Annotated in this window: 9 protein-coding genes; 3 read left to right on the top strand and 6 right to left on the bottom strand. The window is 68.6% G+C overall.

Annotated elements, in window-relative coordinates:
* The first annotated feature begins 151 nt into the window (after nt 1-151).
* Nucleotides 152-523: a DoxX family protein gene (locus ACFZB3_RS25495; RefSeq protein ID WP_391378798.1), complete on the top strand. Its 372-nt coding sequence runs from the start codon at nt 152-154 to the stop codon at nt 521-523.
* Nucleotides 524-636: 113 nt separating this feature from the next.
* On the opposite strand, the gene ACFZB3_RS25490 is transcribed toward ACFZB3_RS25495, so the two are convergent.
* Nucleotides 637-2,562 carry an RICIN domain-containing protein gene (locus ACFZB3_RS25490; RefSeq protein ID WP_391378796.1) on the bottom strand — a complete coding sequence of 642 codons (1,926 nt, stop codon included), beginning with the start codon at nt 2,560-2,562 and terminating at the stop codon, nt 637-639.
* Nucleotides 2,563-2,917: 355 nt separating this feature from the next.
* On the opposite strand from ACFZB3_RS25490, the gene ACFZB3_RS25485 reads away from it, so the two are divergent.
* Nucleotides 2,918-3,646: an FCD domain-containing protein gene (locus tag ACFZB3_RS25485; protein WP_391378794.1), complete on the top strand. Its 729-nt coding sequence runs from the start codon at nt 2,918-2,920 to the stop codon at nt 3,644-3,646.
* Here ACFZB3_RS25485 and ACFZB3_RS25480 read toward each other — a convergent pair whose 3' ends face one another.
* Genes ACFZB3_RS25480 through ACFZB3_RS25470 form a run of 3 tightly spaced genes read right to left on the bottom strand, consistent with a single transcriptional unit; the run spans nt 3,647 to nt 6,521 of the window.
* Nucleotides 3,647-4,312, bottom strand: coding sequence for an LUD domain-containing protein (locus tag ACFZB3_RS25480; protein ID WP_391378792.1), 666 nt, complete (start codon nt 4,310-4,312; stop codon nt 3,647-3,649).
* Nucleotides 4,309-5,745 (bottom strand): LutB/LldF family L-lactate oxidation iron-sulfur protein, encoded by a 1,437-nt coding sequence (locus ACFZB3_RS25475; protein WP_391378790.1) that lies wholly within the window; start codon nt 5,743-5,745, stop codon nt 4,309-4,311. Before ACFZB3_RS25475 ends, ACFZB3_RS25480 begins: the two co-directional genes overlap by 4 nt.
* Complete coding sequence (locus ACFZB3_RS25470) at nt 5,742-6,521, bottom strand: heterodisulfide reductase-related iron-sulfur binding cluster (RefSeq protein WP_391378788.1); 780 nt, start codon at nt 6,519-6,521, stop codon at nt 5,742-5,744. Before ACFZB3_RS25470 ends, ACFZB3_RS25475 begins: the two co-directional genes overlap by 4 nt.
* 130 nt (nt 6,522-6,651) lie before the next feature.
* Here ACFZB3_RS25470 and ACFZB3_RS25465 point away from each other — a divergent pair, with 130 nt between their 5' ends.
* On the top strand, nt 6,652-7,338 hold the full coding sequence (locus tag ACFZB3_RS25465) for a GntR family transcriptional regulator (RefSeq protein WP_391378786.1): 687 nt from the start codon (nt 6,652-6,654) through the stop codon (nt 7,336-7,338).
* 145 nt (nt 7,339-7,483) lie between these two features.
* Here ACFZB3_RS25465 and ACFZB3_RS25460 read toward each other — a convergent pair whose 3' ends face one another.
* Nucleotides 7,484-10,639, bottom strand: a complete 3,156-nt coding sequence (locus ACFZB3_RS25460; RefSeq protein WP_391378784.1) for a DUF1349 domain-containing protein — start codon at nt 10,637-10,639, stop codon at nt 7,484-7,486.
* A gap of 226 nt (nt 10,640-10,865) precedes the next feature.
* Nucleotides 10,866-11,630, bottom strand: a complete 765-nt coding sequence (locus ACFZB3_RS25455; RefSeq protein WP_391378782.1) for an FCD domain-containing protein — start codon at nt 11,628-11,630, stop codon at nt 10,866-10,868.
* Between the last annotated feature and the right edge of the window lie 45 nt (nt 11,631-11,675).

Here is an 11,675-nt window from a genome sequence, read left to right as displayed (position 1 = left end):
CCGGGCGGCCCACCCCGACGCTTGCACTAAAGTGAGCGTCGGTTCATGATAGGTCGCGAGCCGCGTTCATGCCAGGACTCGACAGCCGCCGCGCGCTCCCTCATATGCCATGCCCACGCCACCCAAGCGCCTTCTACGCCGGGAGTCCTCCATGAATCTTCTGCTGTGGATCCTCCAGTCCCTCGTCGCCGCCGTCTTCCTCGCAGTGGGCACGATGAAACTCGTGCGCAACAGAGTCCAGCTCGCCCCGGTCTTCGGCTGGGTCGGACAGGCCTCCGACACGTTCGTCAAGATCAGCGGAGTCCTGGACACATTGGTGGGCCTCGGCCTCATCCTGCCGGGGGCTACCGACACAGCACCGGTACTCGTCCCGTGTGCCGCACTGGGTGGTCTCGCGATCATGATCGGCGCGACCCGGCTCCACCTGCGCCGCTCGGAAACCTCCGAGGCTGTCGGGAACCTGATCAACATCGTTCTGCTGGTGGTGATCGTGTGGGGCCGCTTCGGCTCCCACCGGTTCTGATCGGCCCGCCGGGAGGCTCAGCGCAGGGCCGAGGGGTGCCGGGCAAGAGGGATCATCATGTGCGAGGGCACCGCGCCAGAGGGGTGCCCGCCCCGCTTCAGACCCGGCACCGGTCACCCGGTCACGATCCGCCACTGTTGCCGCTCCGCCCGGGTGTAGGTCCACTGGTTGATGTCCGCCCCGTCCGCCGTCGATCCGTCCTCGACGTTGAGGGCCAGCCCGGAGAGCCTGTTGGTGAGGTAGAAGTAGCCGTCGCCGGTCGGTGTCACCGCCCAGTGCTGCTGGGGCACACTGTCGTCCGACCAGATGCCGACGTTGCCCCCGTCCACCCGGGAGAGACCGGCCACTTCCAGCACCTTCCCACTGCCCACACCCTGGATCGTGTAGTAGCCGTCGCCGGTGGACGTGAAGGTCCATCTCTGGTTCTCGCGGTTCCGCCAGGGCTGTTGGCGCACGTCGGTGCCGTCGGCGGTGCCACCTCCCAGAACGTCGGCCACCTGACCGCTGGCGCGGTTCACCAGCCGGTACACCGTCGAGTCCCCCGGCAGCACACGCGACACCAGTGCCGGCCTCTTCTTCCTGCCGCCGATCCGCACACCACCCACGTTCGCGTAGCCACCGGTGCCCTCCTCGACCTGGATCCGCACATACCCCACGTCCCGAGGACTCCATTCCAGGACCTTCAGCGCCCGGCTGCCGCCCCAGATGCCTTCACCCACCTGTGTGAAACGGGTGCCGTCGACGCTGGTGCAGATTTTGTACGAGATGATGTCGCCGTCGGTGGAGTTGTTGCGGTTCCACTGCTTGGGCAGGTACTCAAGCGTGGACACGTCACTCCAGACCCCGCCGAGATCGATGGTGATGGAGTGGGGCAGGCTCAGGCTCCATGTCGACCAGCACGTCTCGAAGTTCCTGTCGCTGAGTCCGTCGATCGCGTTCATGGCGCCCTCACCGTCGTGGAAGCCGGTGGCGTAGGCACTGACCGGCGTCACCGGGTGTTCGGCGCGCGGCAGTTGGGCGGGGAGCGGCGGGCGGGAGGAGTCGGGCCGCCAGGCCTTTCCGACTTCGGCCAGTCTCTGCACGATGTTGTCGTCCAGTCTGCCGTCACGGTTGGGCGGGCAGTTGAGAATGAACGAGGTGTACTTCGGCTCCAGATCTACGAGGTGGGACAGGATCGACGCCTTGCTGATGGGGTCGGTGGTCGGTGTCGAGGGACGCCAGAACCATCCGTTGCTGATCGTCTGCCCCTGTACGGCCGCGTGCGTGTTCCCCTCCGGCGCCGTGATGCCCAACGGCTCCTCGAAGTAGATCGCGTCGCCGAGGAACGGCACCGAGAGTCCGCCGTGGTCGATCATGACGATGTCGGGCTGGAGGGACTTCACATGTTCGCGGATCCGCTGGTACGAAATGGCCTGTTGTCCCATCTGCCATCCGTAGCCGTCCGTGACGAACATGTCGATCTCGCCGTAGTCCGTGAGCAGTTCGGTGATCTGGTCGAGGATGTATGCCAGATCACCGGGCACGATGATCTGATCCGCTCCCACCCCGTGCCGGGTGTCGTACCCCTGAACGCCGTACGAGCGGTCCCAGATCGAGAAGTACAGGCCGACCCGGAGCCCCTCCGCCCGGAAGGCCTTCACGTACTGGGCAACGATGTCCTGTTCGTACCCGCTGTTGGCGACGTTGTAGTCGTTGTACCTGCTCGGCCAGAGGCAGAAGCCGTCGTGGTGCTTGGTGGTGAGCACGCCGTAGCTCATCTTCGCAGCCCTGGCGGCCGCGGCCCACTGTGCACAGTCGACGGTGCCCGGAGCGAAGAGGGCGGGGTCCTGATCGGGCGCGGCCCACTCCTCGTCGGTGAACGTCCCCATGTTGAAGTGGTTGAACATGCCGAACCGCATGTCCACCAGTCTTCTCAGCGCGGTCGCCGTGCCGGTGGCGGCCTCGGCCGGCGAACCGGAGAGCACGGGAAGCGCCGCAGTCGCGGCTGAGACGCCGCCGGCGGCCAGGACGGAACGACGGGACGGGCTTCCTGACGGCATGTCCGACTCCTGGATTCATAGGTGTTCCGACGGAGCAGGCTGGGCTGCCCGTCGAACGACAACAGCGCGAGCGTCATTGGATGTCAGGCACGAACTTCGTGCATTCGACCGGGCCATGTCAACCATGGTGCTGGGATGAAGGGCACTTCCTTTCGAAGAGACAAGCTCCTTTCAACCCATTCATTCGCATTCTGTTGCGATAGACATCCCATGTCTGGAAGCACGAAGAGGGTTTCAGCGGCCACTGACACTCCACTCCCCCTGAGGGATGATGGGATGAACCGAACAGTCCGGCGTACTCATTGGCGCGACGGACGCGATCCGCCCGGTGACGGCACTCATGGGAGGCACCCCGTTGTCCCTGACGGACCAAGCCATCGCGCAGATTCGGCAGCTCATCGCTTCGGGAGCGCTCCCTCCTGGCTCCAAGCTGCCTCCCGAACAGGAGTTGGCATCCCAGCTGGGGCTCTCCCGCAACCTTGCCCGCGAGGCCGTCAAGGCACTGGCTGTGGCTCGGGTCCTGGAAGTCCGGCGAGGGGACGGCACCTACGTCACAAGCCTGCAGGCGAGCCTGCTCCTGGAGGGTCTTGGCGGTGCGGTGGAGCTGCTTCAGGGGGACCCGGGTGCCGTGCTGGACCTCATGGAGGTACGACGCCTGCTCGAACCCGCTGCCACCGCACTGGCCGTCACCCGGATATCCGCCGACGGTCTGGCCGAGGTGAAGCACCATCTGGACGCCATGCGGGAGGCGAGCGAGGACGTGGAGCGACTGAACGCCCACGACGCCGCGTTCCACCGTGCCATCGCATCCGTCACCGGGAACGAATCACTTCTCACCCTTCTCCAGGGCATTTCGGGCCGCACGCTGCGCGCCCGCATCTGGCGAGGCCTGGTGGACACCCGGGCCGCGGGACGTACCCTCGCCGAGCACGAGGCGATCTACGCCGCACTGGCCGCGCGGGACGCCGCGCTGGCCCACGCCGCAGCACTGCTGCACGTCGCCAACACCGAGCAGTGGCTGCGCGAGCACCTGAGAACCGCCGAAACGGCGGGCGGAGACGCCTCGGCTGCCACGTGCCGTTGATCATCCCGCGGCGCCGGGACTCCGATCTTCTTCCAGCAGGAGCACCACCGTCAGCCGGCGTGGACCGTGCACGCCCGGTACCCGGATCATCTCGATGTCCGCCGTGGCGGAGGGCCCGCTGATCCACGTCAGAGGTCGGAGCGGATCCAGCGAGCCGATCACCTCCGGCATCGACGAGAACACCTGACCGGCACGTACCACGCACACGTGCAGGTCAGGAAGGAGGGTGGCCGCGCGTCGGCCCTGGCCGGGACCGGTGTCCAGCACGACGGTCCCCGACTCGGCGATCGCGACCGCGCAGGTCGTCAGCACCGCGTCCAGCCCGTCCAGTTGTCGCCTGGACAGCGGCGTCGTCTCCTCCGCCACCGCTTCCCCGGCCCACTGCGTCAGCCACTCGATCGGGAACCCGGCCGGCACCATGACACGCCCGGCGGGCAGCACCTCGGCCAGGGTGGACACCAGGCCGGCCGGGCGCGCCCGGTGCACGGTGGCGCCGTACTCCTCCAGTCGCTCGGCGAAGAGCGCGAGCACTGTCTCGCGGTCCGCCGGATCGACGCCGGGCGCGTGCCTCAGATAGCTGCGCGGCACCTCGGGCGACCGCGTCGTCAGGTCGGCCGTCGCCGACCGGATCCGGTCCAGGATCTCCTCGCGGGCACCGGTGCTCACTTGGTGCCCCCGTCCGTGCGCTTCCACCAGGCCCGGAAGGATTCCTTGGGGATCTCGGGGACGTTGCGGGTGCCCGTCCAGCCGCTCAGCGGGCCGGGCAACCGTTTCCTCGGCATCAGGGGACCTACCCTGCCCGCCGCGCGCACGGCGGCGTTCCACGCTGCCGGGTGCTCCATGACGGCGCCGACCGCGCCCAACGCCGCCTTCTCCACCGGGTGTTTCACCTTCGCGTCGCCCTCGGCGACCTCGTGCCGCAGCTTCAGCAGCACGTCCGTGAAGCGGATCCGCACCGGACAGACCTCGTTGCAGGCTCCGCAGAGCGAAGAGGCGTAGGGCAGCGAGGCGGTCTGAGGGTCGTCCGGTCCTTTGAGGAGCGGGTTGAGGATCGCCCCGATCGGCCCTGGGTAGACCGAGCCGTAGGCGTGGCCGCCGGTGCGCTCGTAGACGGGACAGATGTTCATGCACGCGCCGCAGCGGATGCAGCGCAGTGCCTGCCGTCCGACCCGGTCGGCCAGCGCCCTGGTCCGGCCGTTGTCGACCAGCACCAGATGGAACCGCTGCGGCCCGTCGCCGGGGGTGACCCCGGTGAAGGTGGTCGTGTAGGGGGCCATCCGTTCCCCAGTGGCGTTGCGGGCCAGCAACTGCAGGAAGACTTCCAGATCACGCCAGGTCGGGACGACCTTCTCCAGACCCACTACCGAGATCAGCGTGTCGGCGAGGGTGAGGCACATGCGGCCGTTGCCCTCCGACTCGACCACCACGAGCGTCCCGGTCTCGGCCACCAGGAAGTTGGCGCCGCTCACGGCGACCTTGGCCTTGAGGAACTTCTCCCGCAGGTGCAGCCGTGCGGCCTCGGCGAGTTGTGCCGGTTCGTCGGTCAACCCCTGCGGAGCCGGACGGCCGTGGCGGCCCATCTCCCGGACGAAGACGTCCCGTATCTCGCCGCGGTTGCGGTGCAGCGCGGGCACCACCACATGCGAGGGCAGGTCGTCCCCCAGCTGCACGATGGCGGCGGCGAGATCGGTCTCCCGGGCACTGATCCCGGCGGCCTCCAGCGCGTTGTCGAGACCGATCTCTTCGGTGAGCATCGACTTGACCTTGACGATCTCCCGTTCGCCGGTGGCCCGCACCAGCTCTGTGACGATCCGGTTGGCCTCCGCCGCGTCGCGCGCCCAGTGCACGGTACCGCCCGCGGCGGTGACCTGTTCCTCGGCCTGGAGCAGGTAGCGGTCCAGGTGTGCCAGAACCTCGTCCTTGAGCGCCGCCGCCGAGTCCCGCAGGTCCTCCCAGTCCGGCCGCTCGGTGACCAGATTCGCCCGCTTGCCGCGTATGGTCCCCGTGGCGCGGGTGACGTTGGCGCGCAGTTGCATGTCCTGGGTGGCGGCGGCAGCAGCTCGGGGAAAGGCGGGCCAGCCGACGAAGGTGCGGCTCATCGGGCCACCGCGCCTGCCGCCAGCGGGAGTTCCGGCACCGGGCCGTCCTCCCAGGTCCGGGCCAGGATCTCCACGAGGTGCATGGCGCGTACCGGATGCCCGTCCCGGTCGAGCCGGCCTCCGATGTTCATCAGGCACGAGTTGTCCACGGCGGCCAGCACGCTCGCCCCGGTCTCCACCACATGGCGGGCCTTGTCGGCGCACATCGCCCCGGAGACGGCGGCGTTCTTCACCGAGAAGGTGCCGCCGAAGCCGCAGCACTCCTGCTGTGCGGGCAGTTCGGCGAGGTCGATGCCCGCGACCGCGCGCAGCAGCCGGTAGGGCCGGTGGCCGACGGGGGCGGCGCGCAGGCTGTGGCAGGTCGGGTGGTATGTCACCCGGTGCGGGAAGTAGGCGCCGACGTCCTCGGCGCCCAGCACATCGGTCAGATACGTCGTCAACTCGTGCACCCGTGGTACGAGTTCGCGCACCGCCCGGACGAGGCCCGTATCACCGGCCGCCTCGGCAGCGGTGGCGTAGGCCTCGGCGGGCATTCCACCGCAGGACGCGGACGGGATCACGATCGCCTCGTAGTCGGCGAAGACGTCGACGAAGCGCCGGGCAAGCCGGACCGTCTCGGAGCGGTAGCCGGTGTTCCAGTGCATCTGCCCGCAACAGCTCTGCGCGGACGGGAAGTCCACATCCACTCCCAGACGGCGGAGGAGCGTGACGGCGGCCTGGCCGGAACGAGGAAAGAGCGCGTCGTTCAGGCAGGTCACGAAGAGGGCGACGTTCACCGGTTCGCCTTTCGGTCTGCGAGAAATGCCCGCTCATGGAAGCATGCATACAAGGATAGACGCAAGCTTAGATGCAAGTTTGGATGCAAGCTTGGATGCAAAGAATGCTCGTGCAGGCCAGAATGGGTGTATGCCGAAGCCTCAGCCTGCCGCCGACCTCGTCTACACCCGTCTGCGTGACCGCCTTCTCGACGGTGACCTCGCCGGTGGCGAACTGCTCTCGGAAGGCGTGGTCGCTGCGGAGCTGGGCGTTTCCCGCACCCCCGTTCGCGAGGCCTTTCTGCGCCTGGAGGCCCAGGGTTTCCTGCGGCTCTACCCCAAGCGCGGCGCGATGGTCGTCCCGGTCACCCCCGGCGAGGCCCTGGCAGTGCTGCAGGCCCGCCTGCTGATGGAACTGTTCGCCCTGGACTCGCTGGCCGCCGGCCCCGCGGACGTCGTCCGCGCCACCGGCGCCGAGCTGCTGGCCCTGGCCAACCGTGAAGCAGACGCGGACGGGGGCCCCTCGTCCCGCCAGGCCCTGGAGACCGCACGTGATTTCCATGCCTGCCTGATGCGAGCCGGGGGCAACGCGGTCCTCGCCGCCTCCCACGCGGCCCTGTGGGACCAGCAGATCCGCGTCAGCGCCGCCTCGACGACGCGGCCCGCGCACGTCATGGAGGACGTCGAGGAACACAGCGCGCTGGCACGCGCCCTGGCCGAGGGTGACCCCGGGAGCGCTCGCGAGTCGCTGATCGACCACATCGCCGCCGTCGCCCGGCGCATCGGCCTGGCGAACGGGCCGAGCCTGCCCGGCGCAGGAAGCCACGACCGGCGATGACTGCCGCGGGGGCAGGTACTACGAGCGGAGTACCCATGTCCCCGGGGAACTGGTAGCGGACATGGCGCTGTCCCGCGGGGCGGTGATGCCGCACCACCACGCGGGACCGGTCGCCGGATCAGGGACGAACGCTCCGGTCGGCCCGTCAGTTCACGGAGAACTGACTGAAGTTCGCCGTGCCGGGGCTTCCGCCGTGGGCCGTGAAGAACACGCCGGCGTCCTCGCTGCTGTTCGCTCCGGTCAGCGTTGCCGTCCCGACGGTGGTCCAGGTGGTGCCGTTGGCCGAATAGGAGCCGGTGACCGAGGTGCCGCTGCGGACCAGGCGGAGCCAGACGGGGGCGATGGCGGCGCTCCCGGTCTTGGTGGTGTTGGTGTCGAGGTAGCCGTCACTGTCGGAGTCCCACTGCAGGGAGACTCCCTTCCCGGGGGTGGCCGCGAGGACGACGTAGCCGGTGGACGAGGCGGTACCGGTGATGTCGTTGCGCAGCATCAGGCCGGCCTTGCCCCAGTCGTTGGTCTTGTCCTGGCTGTCGACGTGCACGACCACGGTCGACGACGTTCCCGCCGCGCCCGGCTGGTAGGCCGCCGAGTAGTCGTCGTCGCGGTTCGTTCCCGCGGCCCACGTGTCGATGCCCGCGTTGGTCAGGGATGTCACCCCCTGGGTCTGGCCCACGGCGGCCGGAACGGAGCTGTAGGCCTTGAAGGGGGTGGTGACGATGCGCAGGTTGCTGAAGGACGCGCTGCCGACGGTGGTGCCGTGGGCCGTGTGGATGAGACCGGCGTCCTGCGCGGCGGCCATGGACGGGAGGGTGACGGCCGAACCGATCTGCGTGAAGGTGGCGCCGTCGGTGGAGTAGAACGCGGACACCTGGGTGGCGGTGCGGGTGAGTCGTACCCAGACCGGCGCCTTGACCGTGGACGCCGTGCATGACATCTGGTCGAGGTAGCCGTCCGCGGTGGAGTCCCACTGGAAGCAGACGCCGTGGCTGGGCGTCGCCACCGCGACGGCGTAGCCGGACGACGACCCGCTGCCGGTGAGGCTGTTGCGCAGGACGACACCGGCCTTGGCCCAGCCGTTGGAGTTGTCCACGTTGTCCACCCGGGTGGTCACCGAGGTGCCGTCGCCGGCGGCACCTGCCAGGTAGACGGTGCCGTAGGCATCGTCGTGCTGTCCGCCGGCGCCCCAGATGTCGGCCCCCGCGTCGGTGATGGTGAAACGGCCGCCGCTCTGGCCGGTGAAGGCCGGGGTGGAGGAATAGACGCTGTAGGGGGCGGTGACCGGGTCGGTGGTCAGGGGGCGGTAGAGCGGCTGGATGCCGGCGTTGTCCATCACCGTCCGGGCGCCGGACGGCCAGTTGCCGTCGGTGACGACCACGGTGCCGCTCACGACGTTCCCGCGGCTGCCGTTGGTGACGTTGGTGGAGTTGTTGCTCGTCCAGTTGTCCGTGAGGGTCAGGGCACCGGTGTTGTTGGTGGAGCTGGCGTTCTGGTTGGCCCAGCGTCCGGTGTCGCGGAAGACGTTGTCGGTGTCCGTGAAGTTCCGGGACCCCTCGTCGTGGTAGAAGCCCATGTAGTTGTTGTTCGTGTGGCAGTAGTTGCGCTCGAAGGTGCTGCCGGGCGACGCCGACAGGGTGTACATGCAACCGCCGTCGTTCATCTGCTGCATGATGTCGTGGATGTAGTTGTCCGTGACGTGGTTGTTCGCGGCTGTGGTCGCAGTGGTGTAGACGGGCTGGTAGTTGTACAGGCCGCGGTTGACGTAGTCCTGACTGCCGCCGGGGTCGTTGGTGCCCCAGCCGTAGCCGATGGTCATGCCGGAGTAGGGCAGGTTGTACACCTCGTTGTGCGACACGGTGGCGCCGTTCACATAGGTGAGCAGAATGGACGACATGTCCCGGTAGTCCAGTGCCACGTCGTGGATGAGGTTGTTGCTCACGGTGATGTTCTGGTTGGTCATCCGGCTGTCGCCGGGATGGTGCGCGTCCGCCTGGATCCCTCCGACGACGATGCCGCCGCCCGCGTCCTGGGTGAAGACGTTTCCGGTGGCGGTGACGGTGTCGGCCCCGAGGCCCACCCCGGTCGCGTGCGCGTTGGCGTCGTTGCCGATGCCGAGGCCGACCTGCCCGAGCTGGGTGAACCGGTTGCCTGTGAAGGTGATGTGGTCGGCGGCCGAGACCTGCACGGCCGCCGGCATCTGGTCCCAGTGGGGGCGGGTCGCCTCGAAGAGCGGGCACCCGCTCTGGCATGAGGTCAAGGCGTCCGACGGGCGGTCCCAGGTGCCGCTGAGGTAGGCGCCGGTCTGCTGGCTGGCGTAGCCGTCGGCGCTGGGCCGCAGCCAGCTGGTACCGGAGAACTGCAGCCCGGAGAAGGTGATGTGGGTGGCGGGAGAGCCATAGCTTCCCCCGACGTCGACGAGCGACTGCAGCTCTGGCACCTCGACGTCGGCGGTGCTCATGTCCTGCCCCGGGAGCGGCTTGTAGTAGAGGGTCCCGGTACCGGTGTCGAGGTACCACTCGCCGGCCGCGTCCAGGAATTCGTAGGCGTTCTCGATGTACAGCGGGCCCGCCCGGAACGGGCTCGTCAGGGTGTCGTAGCCGAAGGTGTTGTCGTCCCAGGACGGCTGGCCCATGGTGATGCTGCCGTTGCTGATGCCGGACACCGGGGCGTAGCGGTCGGTGAAGGATCCGATGCCGTGGATCTCGGTCCGGCTCGGGTTCGCGAGGCTGTTGAGGTAGCTCAGCGTGCTGCTGGTGAACGTGTAACCGCTGGTGGTCGCGGTCAGGTCGGAACGGTTGAGCGAGGCGCGGGCCCGCGTCGCCTGCGTGCCGTTGACGTACAGCTGCCGAGTGTCGAAACCGGTACCGACACTGGCCTGCCAGATGTTCTTGGCGGAGTCGTGGAGGGTCCAGCCGGTGGCCTGCTGCGCGCCGCTGATCACGGGATGGGCGCCCAGCGCGGCTTTCCAGGTCACCGTGTAGCCACCGGTGCCGGAGTCGGCCGAGGTGAAGGTCAGCGGTGCGGAGAGCCGGTAGGTGCCGTCGGCGAGTTCGACGGTGATGTCGCTCGTCATCGAACTGTTGATGGCGCGGACGTTGGCCTTGGCCTGAGCGAGGGAGCAGGGCTGGCCGGCGGAGCAGGCGGTACCGGTGCCGTTCGGAGCCGCGTAGAGCGTCGTGGTGGCGGCGAACGCGGGTACGGCCTGGGCGAGGACGGCCCCGGCCGATGCGGTGAGCAGTGCGAGTGCGGCCAGACATGGTCTGAGCCGGTCACGCAGTGTGGGACGGAGGCGGGTTGGGCGCATCTGGCACCTTCCGGTTGTGCAAAGGGGTCACGCGCGGGGCGCCCCGGTCATGGGGAGACAGCCCGGCGGTGATTTCGGAGGTGATACGGCGACGTAACGTTAGTCGTCATACGTATGTCGTCAAGATGTGCGACAGAAATAGGCCCGCGCCCGAAAAAGGAACCCGCCCCCGGCCTGACGGCTCGGGGGCGGGTTGAGGTCGAGTGCACCCAGAAGGTCAGTGCGCTCAGGGGGTGGCACCTGGCTGCGGCGCACGGCGGCGGCGCCACGCCGCTTCGATATGCGCCGTCATGGCGTCTGCGGCACCTTGCGGATCGCGCGCCAGAAGCCGCTCGGCCACCTGGCGGTGTTCGGCGTTGGCCTGCTCACAGGCTTGGACGTCGGGTGTGCCGGTGTACAGGAACGTGCCACGCGCCTGGGTGTGCACGGCCCGGATGATGGAGCGGCCCAGCCTGTTCCGGGACGCCTGCATGATCCGGTCGTGGAAGGCCACGTCGGTCTCGACGAAGCGGGCAGGAGTGGCGGTCTCCTCGTCCAGTTGGCCGAGCAGCCGCTCCACCGCCCGGAGGTCGTCGTCGGTGGCGAGTTCGGCGGCCTGGGCCGCCATCTGGGCCTCCAACGCCGATCGCACGCCGACGAGTTGGTCGAGTACGACGAGTTCGTCGTCGTGCTGGACGGTGGCGGCCAGAACGACGGGATCCAGGAGATTCCACTCCTCGGACTGGGTGACCGTGGTGCCCGAGCCCTGCCGAGCCCGTACCAACCCCTTGGCCTCCAGCGACTTGACGGCCTCGCGGATCGTGATGCGGCTGACGCCGAAGGTCTCGCACAGTTCGGGTTCGACCGGCAGAGCGGAGCCCGGCGGGATGGCGCCCGACACGATGGCGTCGGTGAGGGATTCCACGACGGCGTGGGCCAGCCGCGCAGGACGCTTGGGCCAGGGTTTGAGCGCCGGCGGATCCCCGACACCACTTCTGCCGCTCTTCGCCATGTGGCCCCCTTACTGGTGTGGACGACCGCCGAGTCTACTGCGCCG

This window comes from Streptomyces sp. NPDC008092 (assembly GCF_042957285.1).
Classification (GTDB): domain Bacteria; phylum Actinomycetota; class Actinomycetes; order Streptomycetales; family Streptomycetaceae; genus Streptomyces.
Note: the sequence above shows the minus strand (reverse complement) of the source record. Positions and strands in the feature narration are given on the sequence as shown.